Here is a 15,619-nt window from a genome sequence, read left to right as displayed (position 1 = left end):
TGTATCGTGCAGCTAGTTTTTTGTATATTATTTCTTTTTAATTTTTCCTGACCAAGATTTAAATCCACCTTTTAATTGGTAGAAATCTGTGTAGCCTTGTTTTTTTAAGTATTGAGCTGCACGACCTGTACGGAATCCGCTTTGGCAATATAAATAAACCGGTTGATCTTGGCGGAGTTCTTTGTGGCGAAGGCGAATTTGTGATAATGGAATGTTACGCGCACCTAAAATATGTCCCGCGTTAAATTCATCCGCTTCGCGAATATCGATAAGCTGTGCTTTACGGTAGCCAGCGCGAAATTCATCTTCTGAAAGTGTTTTAATTAATTTTTTCTGATAGAAATACATCCATACAGTGTAGCCGATGAATGCTGCAATTGCGGCTAGTATAATAATCAAGTTTGTTGACACGATTCTATCGCTCCCTTTTTTCTTATCCTACTTTCAATATTATAATGCCCATATGTATTTATGCAACAGATTCATTTGTATATAAGAAGAAATTTCGTATTCTTTCACAAATTTTGTCGAATTTGGTAGACTAGAGAATGTGAAAAATAATTGGTTATATGAGGTGCAGGATGGGAAAAGAAAAATGGTGTTATATTAACTCTGGTCAATGTTCACCAGCATTTAATATGGCGTTAGATGAATGTTTATTAAATTGGCAAAGTGCAAAGAAAATGTCACCAACAATTCGTTTTTATGAATGGGAAGTACCAACATTAACAGTCGGGTATTTCCAGCGTGTTGAAAAAGATATAAATATGGATGTAGTTAACGAAAAGAAATATGGATTCGTTCGTCGTCAAACAGGCGGCAGGGGTGTACTACATGACAAAGAATTAACGTACAGTGTTATTGTGTCTGAAGATCATCCGAATATGCCAAAAACAGTTACAGAAGCATACCGAATTATTTCGCAAGGCTTATTGGACGGTTTTAAGGCATTAGGATTAGAAGCGTATTATGCAGTTCCGAAAACAGAAGCGGATCGTGAGAATTTAAAAAATCCGCGTTCAGGAGTATGTTTTGATGCACCATCTTGGTATGAAATTGTAGTTGAGGGAAGAAAAATCGCGGGTAGTGCTCAAACACGTCAAAAAGGTGTTATATTACAACACGGTTCTATTCCGTTAGAAATAGATTTAGATGAGTTATACGACCTATTTTTATTCCCAAATGAGCGAGTAAAAGAGCGTATGAAAAACATGTTTTCTTCTAAAGCGGTAGCGATTAATGAATTAACAGACCGTACATTTACGATTGAACAGTTAATTAAAGCGTTTGAAACTGGATTTGAAAAAGGTTTAGATATAGAGCTTGTGCCGTATGAACTAACAGAAGAACAGCTTCATGAAGTTCAAACTTTAGCAAAAGAGAAGTATGAAAGTAATGAATGGAATTATAAAAAATAAGGAGATGGCGACCGCCATCTCCTTATTTTTATAGTAAATTAAGTACTTTTTCTACTTTGATTCCTTTATCTTGTAAAGAACGAAGGCGATTTACAACGTCCATAATTTCTTTGTCGAATGTAACGCTAATACCTTGGCTTTGTAGTTCTTTTTTTAATCCTTCAATAGAATCATCTATGTCGATGCCAAGCTCGTAATCTTGACAAACTTCAATTGTCTTTTTCACAAGTTTAACATAATTTTCTTGTAGTTTTGTATTTGTTTCAGTCAAAGCAGGTTGCTTCGGTTTTGTAGGAGTAACCGGTGCTGTCTCTTGCTTTGTAACTGGAGTAGGTACTGCTTTTTTCACAGGTGCTGGAGTAGATAGTTCTATAGCTGCTTCAACACTTACTGACTTCGGCGTTGGTACCGGAGTAGGTTTAGGTGCAGCAGGTGTTTCTACTCGCGTAATAGGCTTTGGAGCAGGTGTAACTGCTTTTGGAGCTTCTACAACTACTTCTTTTTTCGGAGTAGCTTCTACAACTGTTTCTTCTTGCTCAGCAGCTTCTTTATTTTCTTTGCTCCACATAACGCGTTCAACTTCTAGAGAAACATTATTTTTGTTCATCGCTGTTAATGTAACTTTACCAACCTCAGCGTTCCCAGTGAAATCAACAATTTTATAAATAACACTCTTGTTCCAATCCACGTTTCCGCTCAAAAATAATTCTTCGTTACATTTTGGCGTTAAGCCCTCGATTTTAATTTCTGCGTTTACACCGTTTTCACTATATACCATAATTAGCGAAGCATTTACATCTTCGTCTGCTAACATTAGTTCACGTACCATTTTGCCGGTGCGTACTTGCGTTTTCTTCTTAACTGACATCAAATTTCTCCTCTCAAAAATTCAATAATAATAAAAAAATCGTATAACGAAAAATAATTGCTCACGAAGATTTATGATACCGATAATAAAAGCATCACGTCAACAATTAACTTTAATTATTTTGCATTTTTCTTATTTTCTTTATGAAATTTTTCAATTTGTAAAATTAGACAGAAGAAAAACAGCCGTTTGAAAGGCTGTTAAAATTTAGATGTTTTATATAAAAATTTGTACAGAATATAAAAAGAAAGTGTAACAAGAGCACCTTGCCAAATAGACAAATTATAAAATAAGTATGGTTGTGTTTTAAAAAATACGTTTGAAAAAACTGATAAGATAAAAGGTATAAACGCTGATAATAAGAGGAGTGCTTTTTGTTTCCAGGAAACCAGTATTGTAAAAGAAAAACGTCTAAATAACGAAAAAGTTATGAAAGCACCGATTGTTAAAACGATAGCAGATAATATTGTTCCGGGAATACTAAATGGAATTCCTAAGTGATTTGTATCTGTAAATAGTTTTTGCATAAGAGTAGTAAATGTATCGTATCCAATTTGAATAGCTAACAATAAACTAACTGCAAACCCAATAACGGCGGCTTGTTGGAAAAGATTTTGATGTTCTGAAGAATTAATTAATTCATCACAGTAAGCTTTTAAATCTTCTCCGAAAATATCATGAGCATTTTTATCATCTTCTTGTGCTTCTAAAAGATGATCTAATATTTCTAATAGCAGTTCTTCCATTTGCTTTTGCGGAACGCTAGTAAAGCGTAAATAAATAAGCATATCACCATAAGCAGCTTCGTTTTCAGGTGTTAATAATTTTCTTTTATCATTGTTTAACTTAACCATTTCTTTTTCGGTCATAACCTCGTTACTCCTTTTTAAATTCTAAGTATTCTTTTTTGAAGAAAAGTTTATATAGTGCATAGCAAGAGATGGCAAGTAAAGCGCCAATCCAAGGTGAAATTTGCAAAGTAGTATAGGGCTTTTTTATAAATAAAAAGGAAATACCGATTAATAGTATCCATAGGCTATGGCGTATTAAAAAACTTCCTATATGCCTCCAAATAGTTGTTGTGTTTTTAAATAAATCAGTGTTAATAAAATCGAAAATAAAACGTATCATAAGATGTACCGACAAGATAAATGCGAGCAGATAAATGAAATCAATGTGTACAAATTTAAAACGTGCTTCATTTGAAAATAAGGGAAATACCAATGCAATTACGGAAGAAATAGCAAAGTATATTGCTAACAGGTAACTAGTTATAAATAAAGGAATCGATAATTGTTCCCATAAACTTTGCTTCGGTAGAGCAGCAATTAGCTCGTCACAGTACGCCTGTAAGTCGTCGCCAAAAATATCATAAGTACTTTTTTCTTCTTGCTGGGCTTCAATAAGGTGATCTAGAATTTCAATTAGCAGTTCTTCTGCTTGGTACTCTGGCACTTTAGCTAGGCGGATGTATATTAACATGTCACTATAGGTGGTTTCATTTTCTGCATTTAATAATTTACGCTTTTGATTATTTAATTCGATTAAATCTTTCGCCTTCATCCCTATCACTCCCCTTGTAATAAGTTGTTTACCGTCGTTGAAACCATTCCCCAACTTTTTTTAAATTCTTCAAGTTGTTCTAATCCCTTATCAGTTACGTGATAATATTTTCGCTTCGGTCCCAGAGAGGAAGCCTTTAATGTACCTTCAATAAGTTTCTCTTTTTGCATGCGTAACAATAAAGGATAGATGCTTCCTTCACTTACGAATGTAAAGCCGTGTTTATTTAATTTTGTACTTAGTTCATATCCGTACACTTCTTCTTGTGAAATGATATATAGAATGCAACCTTCTAGTACACCTTTTAACATTTGGCTGTGCATGATTTCACCACCTTTTATCCAGGTAACTTGCGTTGCAAGGTAGCTGTTATCCAAATTATAACATTCAGTAACTTGCAACGCAAGTTACTGAAGTGGAAAACTTTAATCTGTGTTAATTTTTTTGTGCTTCCCATACTAACGAGAGGAGGGAAGCACATGAAACCATTTATACCAAAACTCGTTTACTTTGAACCGAGGGCACTCGAATATCCGCTTGGAAAAGAGCTTTATGAGAAGTTTACGAAGATGGGATTAGAAACTCGTGAAACGACATCACACAATCAAATTAGAAATTTTCCAGGGGAAAATGAATTGCAAAAGTATCGTAATGCAAAAGCAACACTTGTCGTTGGGGTGAGGAAGACGTTAAAGTTCGATACATCAAAACCTTCAGCTGAATATGCAATTCCGCTTGCAACAGGGTGTATGGGACATTGTCATTATTGTTATTTGCAAACGACACTTGGGAGTAAACCTTACGTAAGGGTGTATGTGAATCTAGATGAAATCTTTGAGAAGGCAAAGCAATATATGGATGAAAGGGCCCCTGAAATAACAAGATTTGAAGCGGCGTGTACATCAGACATCGTTGGAATTGATCATTTGACACATGCATTAAAGCGGGCGATAGAGTTTATCGGAGAAAGTGAACATGGACGTTTACGTTTCGTTACGAAATATTCGCATGTTGATCATTTATTAGATGCAAAGCATAATGGGAAAACGCGTTTTCGATTTAGTATTAATTCACGTTATGTTATTAAAAACTTTGAACCAGGGACATCGCCATTTGAAGAGCGAATTGAGGCTGCTCGTAAAGTAGCGGGGGCTAATTATCCTCTTGGCTTTATTGTTGCGCCAATTTATATGCATGAAGGGTGGGAAGAAGGGTACCGTGAATTGTTTGAACGATTGTACAATGCGTTAAAAGACATGACGATACCAAATTTAACGTTCGAATTAATTCAACATCGTTTTACGAAACCAGCCAAAAAAGTCATTCAAGAACGTTATCCGAATACGAAACTTGAAATGGATGAAGAGAAGCGGAAATATAAATGGGGACGATACGGTATTGGGAAATATGTATATCAAAAGGATGATGTGGAAGTATTAGAAGAAACAATACGAGGTTATATATATGAGTATTTTCCAGATGCAGAAATTCAATATTTTACATAAGGGGAATCTAGATTCTTTTTTTGTTTTATATATTTAGGCTCGTTTCCACCTTGTCACGTTATTCTTTCTGGTGTATCATTTTATTGATTGCTTCGTACGGAATAAGCAAAATGAAATTGGATGGAGGAAACCGATGCCTACCCCTAGTATGGAAGATTATATTGAACAAATTTATTTGTTGATTGATGAAAAGGGTTATGCCCGTGTATCTGATATTGCTGAAGCGCTTAGTGTACATCCATCCTCTGTAACAAAAATGGTACAAAAATTAGACAAAGACGAATATCTAATTTATGAAAAATATAGAGGGCTTGTATTAACATCAAAAGGTAAAAAAATCGGTGAACGTCTCGTATATCGTCATGAATTGTTAGAACAGTTTATGCGCATTATCGGTGTGGATGAAAGCAAAATTTATAATGATGTAGAAGGAATTGAACATCATTTAAGTTGGGAATCAATTGACCGTATCGGTGATTTAGTACAATACTTTGAACAAGATGAAGTTCGAGTAAAAACACTTCGTGGTGTTCAAAAAGCAAATGAAGAGAAAAGTAATTAAGGGGAACGTGTGGCGTTTCCTTTTTTATTTCAATCGAAAAGGACGGGAGAATAATGAAAGCAATTATTTTTGATTTTGATGGATTAATTGTGGACACAGAAACAATATGGTTTCACTCTTTCAGAGATGCTGTTCGTGAATACGGCGGCGAGTTACCTTTAGAGGAATTTGCAAAATGTATTGGAACGACAGATGAAGTGCTTTATGCATATTTAAAAGAGCAATTAAAAGAAAAATTTAACGAGCATGCATTAAAGGGAAAAGTAACAACTTTACATAAAGAGAAAATGAAAATACCAAAAGCGCGTGGCGGGGTAAAAGAATATTTAGAAGAAGCGAAAGAACTTGGATTGAAAATCGCATTAGCCTCTAGTTCATCTAGGGAGTGGGTCGTTCGTTTTTTAGAAGAGCTACAAATTCGAGATTATTTTGAAGTGATTAAAACGCGAGAAGATGTAGAGAAGGTAAAACCAGATCCAGCTCTTTATAAAGTTACGATAGAAGAATTAGGAATTGAACCATCAGAAGCTGTTGTGTTTGAAGATTCATTAAATGGATTGAAAGCAGCGGTGGCAGCAGGATTAAAGTGTGTCGTCGTACCTAATGATGTGACAAGAAATTTGCAATTTGAAAACCATCACCTTCGTATCGAAAGTATGGAAGAGAAAAGTTTGAAAGAAGTGCTTCAACATATAAAGTGAAACTTTAATCAGTAGGGTTTTTCGCATCTTCCACTGATTATTAGCCCCGCACCAACCGGGATAAAAAAAGACCGTATTTCCTAAAAGGAAGCACGGTCTTTCTTTTTGTTTTTTTTACCTTCAATGACAGTTAAATGAGATTGTTTTCTTTTTCTTTTCAACGATGGAGAATTACCCTTTTTCCCCTTGTCATCAGAAGCATTTCGTTTCAAGAAAGAATTACTTAGGGGTGCTACATTTTGTTTCCCGTGTTTGCGGTTCGATTGTTTCGCTGCACGCTTATATGAGCTTTGCGAATTTGCAGAACCACTAGAGTTTGTAAACATTTTGTAGAGTAAGTAAAAGATACCGACGACAGCTAACATGATACCAATGTTTTTCAATACTTCCATTGGATTTGTAATAACAGATGAAACAAGGCCGAATATTGCCAATCCGATAATAAGCACAAATATAGCGAATGTAAACGAACGACCGTTCATAAGGGACACCTCCTAAAAACATATATTAAAATTAGTATATTAACGATGAGGAAAGGAGTTGAACACCATTTTTAAATAATTATTGTTTGTTTTCTAAACGTAATAATTCTTCAAACGATGCGATTGCAACTTCCGCTTGATCATCTGTTGGTTCTTTCGTTGTTAATAGTTGCAGCCATAATCCTGGATATCCAAGTACTCGTAAAACAGGGACATCTCGTAATCGATTGGTAAATTGTAATACTTCAAAAGAAATACCGAGAACAACTGGAATTAATAAAATTCGGTTTACTACCCTTGCCCAAAGCGGATCTGTAGGGACGAGGAAATAGACAAACATTCCAATAATGACTGTAAATATAATAAAGCTACTGCCACAGCGATAATGGAGGCGAGTTTGTTTTTGAACATTTTCTACAGTCAGTGGAAGATTATTCTCATAAGCATTGATTACTTTATGTTCCGCACCGTGGTACTGAAATACCCGCTTAATAAGTGGGGTTAAAGAAATGAAGTATATATAGCTCAATAATAGCATGAGCTTAATGACACTTTCGACAATGATTTGCCCTGTATGAGATGGGAAAATCGGTCTCGTTAATTCAGCTAAAAGTGCAGGAACTGCTGTGAAAATTACTTTACCGAATATGAACGATAAAACGCCAACTGCTGCAACTCCTAATACCATCGTTAATTTTGATTGTTCTTCTTTTTTATTTGCAAGTTGTTCATCTTCTTCTGGGTGGACATCAAATCGTTCTGAAGCAAAGTTTAAATGTTTCGCTCCATTCGCACTTGCATCCACAATAGCGGCAATACCTCGTAAAAATGGAATTTTCTTTAGTAGAGACAATGCTTTATTACGAACGCGTGGTAAACGATAAAATTCAATCGATTTATCTTTACGACGAACCGCTGTAACAGTATATTCTCTACCGCCAAACATAACTCCTTCTATGACTGCCTGCCCGCCATATATTTGTTTTGACTCTTCTGCCATGTTAACACCAACCTGTATTTGTTTCTCTCTTATGTAGAAAAAGAGGCAATTGTCATACTTGGTTTTGTCATCTTGAAATAAGACAATCACCGAGTTTCCTTTATTTTATCGACAAATACAGGCAGATGACAAGGGAAAATGTTACGAGAGTCGGACATTTCTTATTCTTTTTATAGACAAATTTTGCAGGATTTAAACATGCCTCAAAATAGTTTCGGGCATACTAGTGAGCGGAGGTGTCAATGTGAATCAAGAACAATCAACAATAAGAAACTTTGTACAAATTGGTTTATTTGGTGGCTTATTTTGGGGAGGTATATGGTATTTCCTTCATATATTCTCATTTACAGAAGCTGGACCTAACTATTTACTTTTACCGTTTGCATTTGGAGATTGGAAAGAAGGGGTTTGGGGAAATGTAGTAGGTATCGTTTGTATGGGACTTCTTTCAATTTTAGTGGCATTTCTCTATAAAGCCCTTTTTAAAAAGTTTGAAGGAGTATTCCCTGGCGTACTATACGGTTTGTTTTGGTGGGCATTATTATTTTTGGGGATGGGGCTAATGGCACCTGTTATTAAAAGTGCACTCCATTTACCGAAAGAAACAATTGTAACGACAGTATGTATCTTTATATTATATGGTGTTTTTATTTCGTATTCTGTAGCATTCGAATCGAATAATACAAATAGAGGAGAAGGGAGCGAGAAGACAAACTATTCAAATAAGTGATTCCTATGTTAAAATGTCGTATAGACATTCTTTAATATTAAGGAGTTTTAAGAAAATGAAAAAGTTACTCCTCGTAAACGGTCCGAACCTAAATCGCCTTGGCGTTAGGGAAGTAAATGTATACGGAAAAGGAACGTTAGCGACGCTTGAAACAGATATGAAACAAGAAGCAGAGAAAATGGGAGTGGAGTTAGAATGTTTCCAATCGAATCATGAAGGTGCTATTATCGATCGTCTTCATGAGGCTGAAGATATATATGAAGGGATCATTTTAAATCCTGGAGCATTTACGCATTATAGCTATGCGATTCGAGATGCAATTGCGAGCATTTCGATTCCTGTTATTGAAGTACATATTTCTAACATTCACCAGCGTGAATCGTTCCGTCACGAATCTGTGACGGCGGCTGTTTGTGCGGGACAAATTGTTGGATTTGGTTTTTATGGCTATAAGTTAGCGTTATTTGCATTAATGGAGAAATTGAGGGAGGCATAAAGTAATGGAAAAGATCGAGAGATTAAGAAGTGCGTTTGATGAGGCTGGTATTGACGGTATCGTATTAACGAATGAACATAGCCGTAGATATATGGCGAATTTCACGGGAACAGCTGGTGTTGTACTAATTTCAAAAGAGCGTGCTCTATTTATTACAGATTTCCGTTATGTAGAGCAAGCTAGTAAGCAAGCGGTTGGATACGAAATAGTGCAGCATCCAGGATTAATTCTTGATGAAGTTGCGAAACAAGTTAAAGAACTTGGAATTCAAAAGCTAGGCTTTGAGCAAGATACTCTTACATATAGCTCTTACGTAACGCATAATGAAGCGATCGAAGCTGAATTCATCCCAACTTCTGGGCTTGTAGAAAAGTTACGCTTGATAAAGACTGATTCAGAGATTAAGATATTAAAGGAAGCTGCACAGATTGCAGATGCTGCCTTTGAGCATATTCTATCATTCATTCGCCCGGGAGTATCTGAAATTGAAGTGTCAAATGAACTTGAATTTTTCATGAGAAAACAAGGAGCAACATCTTCTTCGTTTGATATTATCGTTGCTTCAGGTCTTCGTTCGGCATTACCGCACGGCGTGGCATCTGAAAAAGTGATAGAAAAAGGAGATTTCGTTACATTAGACTTCGGCGCTTATTACAAAGGATATTGCTCTGATATTACTCGTACGATTGCAGTCGGTGAACCATCTGATAAATTAAAAGAAATTTATAATATCGTTTTAGAAGCACAACTACGTGGTGTGAACGGTATTAAAGCTGGTTTAACGGGTCGTGAGGCTGATGCATTAACGCGTGATTACATAACGGAAAAAGGATATGGTGAATACTTCGGACACTCTACTGGTCATGGAATCGGTCTTGAAATCCATGAAGCACCAGGTTTAGCGTTCCGTTCTGATACAGTACTTGAACCAGGTATGGCTGTAACAGTAGAACCAGGTATTTATATTCCAGGTGTTGGCGGGGTACGTATTGAAGATGATATCATTGTAACAAGTGAAGGTAATGAAGTAATAACGAAATCACCAAAAGAACTTATTATTTTGTAATACACAGGAGGATTTTTTTACATGATTTCAGTAAACGATTTTCGTACAGGTTTAACAATTTCAGTGGACAATGCCCTTTGGCAAGTAATGGATTTCCAACACGTAAAGCCAGGTAAAGGTGCTGCATTCGTTCGCTCTAAACTACGTAACCTTCGCACAGGATCTGTTCAAGAGAAAACATTCCGTGCAGGTGAAAAAGTAGAAAAAGCACACATCGAAAACCGTCGTATGCAATACTTATACGCGAGCGGTGAGTCTCACGTATTTATGGATAACGAAACTTATGAGCAAATCGAACTTGGTGAAAACCAAATCGAGCGCGAATTGAAATTCTTAAAAGAAAACATGGGAGTATCTATTATGACATACCAAGATGAAGTACTTGGTGTTGAACTTCCGAACACAGTTGAATTAACAGTGTCAGAAACAGAGCCTGGTATTAAAGGTGACACAGCTTCTAACGTAACAAAACCAGCTAAATTAGAAACTGGTCTTGTTGTACAAGTACCAATCTTCATTAACGAAGGCGAAATGCTTATCATCAACACTGGTGAAGGTAAATACGTTTCTCGTGCATAGTAGAAAAGCACTCGTGATTATCACGAGTGCTTTTTTTATAGGAAGTAGGGAAGATAGTAAATTGCGGTTATAACAAAACTAACTGTGACGAGTGAAAGGGTACCCATAATATATGGAGTCAAAACAATTTGAAACGGGCGTATTTCACCAGTTTCAATACCGGTAAAAGTTTTATTCGTTGCATGATCCATATTGTTATTTCTAAAGGTACTCATAATAATTAACCAAGTAATTGCAAATATTGCTAGACTGCCAAGGAAAAAGCTCTCCAAAAATGACCAGCCGACCATTTTTGAAAAAAGATAAATAATAGCTAATTCTACTACAATTGTTAAACTAATTTTCAATCCCTTCATATTTTCCCCCCTCATTTCGTACTTCCAACCAATTTGAAAATTTTTCGCATGATACAACATGCAGTACGCAAGGTGATTTTACTTCTTTCTCCAAAGCAGCGTGTATGTCTGGAAATTGTTTTTCCACATGTAATGAAATGTAAGGTAGTTTCTCTTGTGCTTTTAAAGAGCGAATGTTATTCGTTTTAGCACCGGCAAATACGTATGTAAGTTGCAAGTCTAAAAAAGCGATTTTAAAGATCTCTTTTTTAGCAGATTCGTTATATCCTCTTCCCCAATATTGATAGCCGAGCCAACTTCCAATATGTGAGTGCTTTTGTTCGTAATTAATATGTTTAAGTGTCGTGAGGCCAATTATTTCATTTTCCTCACTTACAATCACTCTTGATAAGGAGTGCTTTTTTCGTTCCTCTTCAATTGCAAAAAGAATGAATGTTTTTGTATCTTCTACTGATTCTACTTTTAGCCCTAATGCATTTTTTACATGTGGATTGCTTGATAGCTCAAAAAGCACATTTACATATCGTAAATCGAGTGGTAATAAAGTAACTTGCTTCATCATCTATGCTCCTTTTCTATTAAATATATCATAAATTGATTAGAATATTCAGATTTTAATAAAGTCGATAGAGAAAAATTATGTTTTTACTTCTGAAATAGACAACCTCTGCATATGGTTGTACAAATATATTCTTTTTCAGAATAAGGAAGTAGTAACTGTTATGGGAGAAGGTGGGAGAATGAAACAGTGGCTAGCGGCAATGGAAACATCCGTGCTTGTTATGGGGTTACTTCGGTTGTTTTCAGGAAGCGCGGAAATATTCGCCGCTTTGCTTATGCTTTACATGAATGATGCGAAGAAAGCATTGTTTATAAATGGTATGTTGGCGTTTGTTGGACCGACCGTATTAATTTTAACAATGACAATTGGCATAGCGAGTGTAGCAAGTGAGATTTCTTTCTTGAAATTCTTTTTTCTAGCACTTGGAATTGGCTGCATTTTTATCGCGTTGTTGAAATAGTAAGTCGAGTATAGTGGGGAGAAGCTTATGAAAGAAGTATTAGAAGTTTTACCGAAAACGATGAGACAGTTAGTTGAAGGCTGTAAACAATACGATACTCTAGAGGAAATTCGTGTTCGAATTGGAAGGCCACTAGAGTGTATCGCACATGGAGAAGTGTTTTTCTATGACTATATCGCTACAGCGGAAGATGCAATCCATTTATTGAATAAATTAAGTCAATTCTCAATTTATACGATGGAAGAGGAATTGAAACGTGGATATGTGACACTACGAGGAGGACATAGAATTGGCCTAGCTGGAAAAGTCATTACAGAAAAAAGTGCAGTGAAAATGATTCGGGATGTCTCTTCTTTTAATATTCGTATTGCCCGTCAAAAAATAGGGATTGCTGAGCCGCTTCTGCCATATCTTTATGAATCACGATGGTTAAACACGATGGTAATAGGCCCACCGCAAACGGGGAAAACAACACTTTTAAGAGATGTAGCACGCTGTATGAGTCAGGGTGTAAGTGCTTCGAAAATTCCTTCATGTAAAGTGGGAATTGTTGATGAACGATCAGAAATTGCGGGCTGTGTGAAAGGAATCCCGCAATATGACTTTGGCGTGCGAGTAGATGTATTAGACGCTTGTCCAAAAGCTGAAGGAATGATGATGATGATTCGTTCTATGAGCCCAGACATATTAATCGTAGATGAAATTGGACGTAAAGAAGATAGTGAAGCGATTATGGAGGCGGTACATGCAGGTGTTCAGCTTTTTATAAGTGCACATGGATTTTCTTATGATGATGTTGTGAAACGTCCATCGTTACAGGCGGTGCTGGAACTTGGTGTATTTGATAGGTTTGTGGAATTATCAAAAGCGAGAGGGCCAGGAACGGTTATGCAAGTGAAAGATAAATATGGAAAATCAGTATTACCTCATAGAAAGGCTCAAGGCGTATGGTGAAAATATTTGGTGCGGTATTAATAGTTGCTGTTAGCACTTTTTTCGGATTTTCATACGCTAAAAGGTACAGTGAGAGACCGCGGCAACTTAGGTTATTGAAGGCAGCATTGCAATCATTAGAAGCTGAAATTATGTATGGACACACGCCGTTATCTGAGGCTGCAGAGCGTTTAGTCAAACAAATGCCGAAGCCGTTAAATTGGATATTTCAAAGCTTTTCGAAACGGCTAGAGGACGGGGAGCAAACAGTTAGAGAAGCTTGGATTGATAGTTTGAAGGAGAACTGGACGTTAACGGCGTTTAAACAAACCGAGTATGAAATCTTACAACAATTTGGTGAAACACTTGGACAACATGATCGTGAATCACAGCAAAAACATATTCGCTTATGTATTACACATTTGGAGAGAGAAGAAGGAGAAGCGAAAGCATTACAACTACAATATGAAAAAATGATAAAGAGTTTAGGGGTACTGGCAGGGCTACTTATCGTAATTTTACTGCTATAGGGGGGAGAAAGGCGATGTCCATTGATGTTGGATTAATATTTCAAATCGCCGGAATCGGCATTGTTTTAGCTTTCATTCATACTGTACTAAAAGAATTAAAGCGAGAGGATATTGCAAATTGGGTTATCCTTGTCGGTTTTGTCGTTATTTTGTTTCATGTTGCATTTTTAATTAATACTCTATTCGACAAGATTAAAAGTGTCTTTCTCTTCCAGTAAAGGAGGCGGTTCGAATCGAAATTATACAAATTGTCGGATTAGGCCTCGTTGCTACATTTTTAGCTGCTGTTTTAAATCAGCATAAGTCTAGTATTACATCGTTATTTATTGTGTTCATTGGTAGCATGATGTTTCTTCTCTTAATCGATCAAATTCATTCTATTTTACAAATGATTGAGAGAGTGGCGAGTGAAGCGAAGGTTAGCAACGTATATGTAGAAACGTTATTGAAAATTATAGGGATTGCTTATATCGCTGAGTTTGGTGCGCAAATTACAAAGGATGCTGGTCAAGGTGCAATCGCTTCGAAAATTGAATTAGCTGGGAAAATCTTAATTCTCGTCATGGCAATTCCTATTTTGACGGTTGTAATTGAAACAATTCTCGGTTTTTTACCTACGGGATAAGGGGGAGTGAATGTTGAGGAAGTTTGGAGCTAAGCTATTATTTGCTTGCTTCCTTTTCTTTTCTTTACCGATTGTTGTACAAGCTTCTCCTATAGAAACAAACGTCGTTGATCAACAATTGGATAAGCTCGGAATTGAAGATGTGAAGCAATTTTGGGACGGGCTTGTTACAAAGTATGGAGGCTATTTACCAGAGAGTCAAAAAGGAAGCTTTATGGAGTTTGTAAAGGGAGAAAAAGAGTTCTCCATAAAAGAGTGGATGATAGGTCTACTAAAATATCTATTTCATGAGCTTGTTGCAAATGGAAAGTTACTTGGAACGCTCATTATGCTCACGATTTTCAGTGCATTGTTGCAATCGTTACAATCTGCTTTTTCAAAGAGTAGCGTGAGTAAAATCGCTGATGCAGTCGTATACATGGTACTTATTATTTTCGCTTTAAATAGTTTTTATGTCGTCATGACATATGCAAGAGAGACGATACAAACAATGGTAGATTTCATACTAGCGTTATTACCAATTTTACTTGCACTCATAGCAACAGGCGGCGGTGTTGTTTCTGTATCATTTTTTCATCCAATCATCATTTTCTTAATGAATACGAGTGGGCTTCTTATGAACTATATCGTTCTACCACTTTTATTACTTGCAACTATATTAAGTATTGTAAGCACGATGAGTGATCAATATAAAGTTACGAAATTGTCCAAGCTTTTGCAAAACGTTAGTGTTGGGATTATTGGTATCTTTTTGACGGTTTTTTTAGGCGTATTATCTGTACAGGGAACAGCGTCAGCCGTTGCTGATGGTATAGCTGTGAAAACGGCTAAATTTGTAACAGGAAACTTCATTCCTGTAGTAGGAAGGATGTTTACTGAGGCTGCGGATACTGTTATTAGTGCATCTGGATTATTAAAAAACACAGTAGGAATTATCGGGCTCGTTATTTTATGCTTAATTGTCGCTTTCCCAGCGATTCAAATTTTTTGTATCGCGTTTATTTATAAATTCGCAGCAGCAGTATTGCAACCAGTAGGCGGAGGAGCAATTATTCAATGTTTAGATATCATTGGACGAAGTATCATTTACGTATTTGCTTGCTTAGCTATCGTATCATTTATGTTCTTTTTAAGTATCACAATTATTATTGCTGCCGGGAACATTACTCTCATGATGCGGTAG

At 36.2% G+C, this 15,619-nt stretch carries 23 protein-coding genes; 14 read left to right on the top strand and 9 right to left on the bottom strand.

Annotation, left to right across the window (positions count from 1 at the left end; translation table 11 throughout):
* Positions 1 to 27 precede the first annotated feature (27 nt).
* Positions 28 to 411, bottom strand: a complete 384-nt coding sequence (locus tag I6L50_RS26910; RefSeq protein ID WP_002015038.1) for a rhodanese-like domain-containing protein — start codon at positions 409 to 411, stop codon at positions 28 to 30.
* Positions 412 to 581: 170 nt separating this feature from the next.
* Between I6L50_RS26910 and I6L50_RS26905 the strand changes: the two genes are divergently transcribed.
* Positions 582 to 1,418: a lipoate--protein ligase family protein gene (locus I6L50_RS26905; RefSeq protein ID WP_002015039.1), complete on the top strand. Its 837-nt coding sequence runs from the start codon at positions 582 to 584 to the stop codon at positions 1,416 to 1,418.
* Positions 1,419 to 1,446: 28 nt separating this feature from the next.
* Here the strand turns inward: I6L50_RS26905 and I6L50_RS26900 are convergent, their stop codons facing one another.
* From I6L50_RS26900 to I6L50_RS26885, 4 genes are all read right to left on the bottom strand, one after another.
* The gene (locus I6L50_RS26900) at positions 1,447 to 2,286 is read right to left on the bottom strand and encodes a hypothetical protein (protein ID WP_002138306.1); all 840 of its coding nucleotides are present in this window, start codon (positions 2,284 to 2,286) and stop codon (positions 1,447 to 1,449) included.
* A gap of 200 nt (positions 2,287 to 2,486) precedes the next feature.
* Complete coding sequence (locus I6L50_RS26895) at positions 2,487 to 3,155, bottom strand: DUF1048 domain-containing protein (RefSeq protein ID WP_219303524.1); 669 nt, start codon at positions 3,153 to 3,155, stop codon at positions 2,487 to 2,489.
* A 7-nt stretch (positions 3,156 to 3,162) separates the two neighbouring features.
* The gene (locus I6L50_RS26890; protein ID WP_113935562.1) at positions 3,163 to 3,849 is read right to left on the bottom strand and encodes a DUF1129 domain-containing protein; all 687 of its coding nucleotides are present in this window, start codon (positions 3,847 to 3,849) and stop codon (positions 3,163 to 3,165) included.
* 5 nt (positions 3,850 to 3,854) lie between these two features.
* On the bottom strand, positions 3,855 to 4,172 hold the full coding sequence (locus I6L50_RS26885; protein WP_000556081.1) for a PadR family transcriptional regulator: 318 nt from the start codon (positions 4,170 to 4,172) through the stop codon (positions 3,855 to 3,857).
* A 156-nt stretch (positions 4,173 to 4,328) separates the two neighbouring features.
* Between I6L50_RS26885 and splB the strand changes: the two genes are divergently transcribed.
* From splB to I6L50_RS26870, 3 genes are all read left to right on the top strand, one after another.
* On the top strand, positions 4,329 to 5,354 hold the full coding sequence (gene splB, locus I6L50_RS26880; protein WP_374108415.1) for a spore photoproduct lyase: 1,026 nt from the start codon (positions 4,329 to 4,331) through the stop codon (positions 5,352 to 5,354).
* A 133-nt stretch (positions 5,355 to 5,487) separates the two neighbouring features.
* A complete protein-coding gene (gene mntR, locus I6L50_RS26875) occupies positions 5,488 to 5,916 on the top strand; it encodes a transcriptional regulator MntR (RefSeq protein ID WP_002143106.1) in 429 nt (142 codons plus the stop codon).
* A gap of 53 nt (positions 5,917 to 5,969) precedes the next feature.
* On the top strand, positions 5,970 to 6,617 hold the full coding sequence (locus I6L50_RS26870) for an HAD family hydrolase (protein WP_113935561.1): 648 nt from the start codon (positions 5,970 to 5,972) through the stop codon (positions 6,615 to 6,617).
* Between the two features lie 80 nt (positions 6,618 to 6,697).
* Here the strand turns inward: I6L50_RS26870 and I6L50_RS26865 are convergent, their stop codons facing one another.
* Together I6L50_RS26865 and I6L50_RS26860 are read right to left on the bottom strand one after the other, a co-directional pair.
* Positions 6,698 to 7,099, bottom strand: a complete 402-nt coding sequence (locus I6L50_RS26865; RefSeq protein WP_002015046.1) for an SA1362 family protein — start codon at positions 7,097 to 7,099, stop codon at positions 6,698 to 6,700.
* 79 nt (positions 7,100 to 7,178) lie between these two features.
* Complete coding sequence (locus I6L50_RS26860; protein ID WP_002015047.1) at positions 7,179 to 8,099, bottom strand: DUF1385 domain-containing protein; 921 nt, start codon at positions 8,097 to 8,099, stop codon at positions 7,179 to 7,181.
* 244 nt (positions 8,100 to 8,343) lie between these two features.
* On the opposite strand from I6L50_RS26860, the gene I6L50_RS26855 reads away from it, so the two are divergent.
* Genes I6L50_RS26855 through efp form a run of 4 tightly spaced genes read left to right on the top strand, consistent with a single transcriptional unit; the run spans position 8,344 to position 10,970 of the window.
* Positions 8,344 to 8,829: a YqhR family membrane protein gene (locus I6L50_RS26855; protein WP_113935559.1), complete on the top strand. Its 486-nt coding sequence runs from the start codon at positions 8,344 to 8,346 to the stop codon at positions 8,827 to 8,829.
* Positions 8,830 to 8,884: 55 nt separating this feature from the next.
* Entirely contained in the window at positions 8,885 to 9,325 is a 441-nt protein-coding gene (gene aroQ, locus I6L50_RS26850) for a type II 3-dehydroquinate dehydratase (RefSeq protein WP_070144825.1), read from the top strand.
* Positions 9,326 to 9,329: 4 nt separating this feature from the next.
* Positions 9,330 to 10,391, top strand: a complete 1,062-nt coding sequence (pepQ, locus tag I6L50_RS26845; protein ID WP_002033991.1) for a Xaa-Pro dipeptidase — start codon at positions 9,330 to 9,332, stop codon at positions 10,389 to 10,391.
* A gap of 21 nt (positions 10,392 to 10,412) precedes the next feature.
* Positions 10,413 to 10,970 carry an elongation factor P gene (gene efp / locus I6L50_RS26840; protein WP_002033989.1) on the top strand — a complete coding sequence of 186 codons (558 nt, stop codon included), beginning with the start codon at positions 10,413 to 10,415 and terminating at the stop codon, positions 10,968 to 10,970.
* Positions 10,971 to 11,005: 35 nt separating this feature from the next.
* Here efp and I6L50_RS26835 read toward each other — a convergent pair whose 3' ends face one another.
* Both I6L50_RS26835 and I6L50_RS26830 read right to left on the bottom strand, forming a co-directional pair.
* Positions 11,006 to 11,326: a hypothetical protein gene (locus I6L50_RS26835; protein WP_002138295.1), complete on the bottom strand. Its 321-nt coding sequence runs from the start codon at positions 11,324 to 11,326 to the stop codon at positions 11,006 to 11,008.
* Positions 11,307 to 11,888, bottom strand: coding sequence for a GNAT family N-acetyltransferase (locus tag I6L50_RS26830; RefSeq protein ID WP_219303522.1), 582 nt, complete (start codon positions 11,886 to 11,888; stop codon positions 11,307 to 11,309). The genes I6L50_RS26835 and I6L50_RS26830 overlap by 20 nt, the downstream gene beginning before the upstream one ends.
* A gap of 178 nt (positions 11,889 to 12,066) precedes the next feature.
* On the opposite strand from I6L50_RS26830, the gene I6L50_RS26825 reads away from it, so the two are divergent.
* From I6L50_RS26825 to spoIIIAE, 6 genes are read left to right on the top strand one after another with little or no spacing between them, the layout of a single operon-like run.
* Positions 12,067 to 12,348: a YqhV family protein gene (locus tag I6L50_RS26825; protein WP_219303521.1), complete on the top strand. Its 282-nt coding sequence runs from the start codon at positions 12,067 to 12,069 to the stop codon at positions 12,346 to 12,348.
* A gap of 27 nt (positions 12,349 to 12,375) precedes the next feature.
* Positions 12,376 to 13,302 (top strand): stage III sporulation protein AA, encoded by a 927-nt coding sequence (gene spoIIIAA / locus I6L50_RS26820; protein ID WP_219303520.1) that lies wholly within the window; start codon positions 12,376 to 12,378, stop codon positions 13,300 to 13,302.
* Entirely contained in the window at positions 13,296 to 13,811 is a 516-nt protein-coding gene (gene spoIIIAB / locus I6L50_RS26815) for a stage III sporulation protein SpoIIIAB (RefSeq protein ID WP_002088574.1), read from the top strand. Before spoIIIAA ends, spoIIIAB begins: the two co-directional genes overlap by 7 nt.
* Before the next feature lie 14 nt (positions 13,812 to 13,825).
* A complete protein-coding gene (gene spoIIIAC, locus I6L50_RS26810) occupies positions 13,826 to 14,029 on the top strand; it encodes a stage III sporulation protein AC (RefSeq protein WP_000020914.1) in 204 nt (67 codons plus the stop codon).
* A gap of 23 nt (positions 14,030 to 14,052) precedes the next feature.
* A complete protein-coding gene (gene spoIIIAD, locus I6L50_RS26805; RefSeq protein ID WP_078172833.1) occupies positions 14,053 to 14,436 on the top strand; it encodes a stage III sporulation protein AD in 384 nt (127 codons plus the stop codon).
* A 10-nt stretch (positions 14,437 to 14,446) separates the two neighbouring features.
* Positions 14,447 to 15,619 (top strand): stage III sporulation protein AE, encoded by a 1,173-nt coding sequence (spoIIIAE, locus tag I6L50_RS26800; RefSeq protein ID WP_002033983.1) that lies wholly within the window; start codon positions 14,447 to 14,449, stop codon positions 15,617 to 15,619.

It is taken from the genome of Bacillus sp. FDAARGOS_1420 (assembly GCF_019344915.1).
Taxonomy (GTDB): Bacteria; Bacillota; Bacilli; order Bacillales; family Bacillaceae_G; genus Bacillus_A; species Bacillus_A mycoides.
This window is presented reverse-complemented; position numbering and strand designations above follow the sequence as displayed.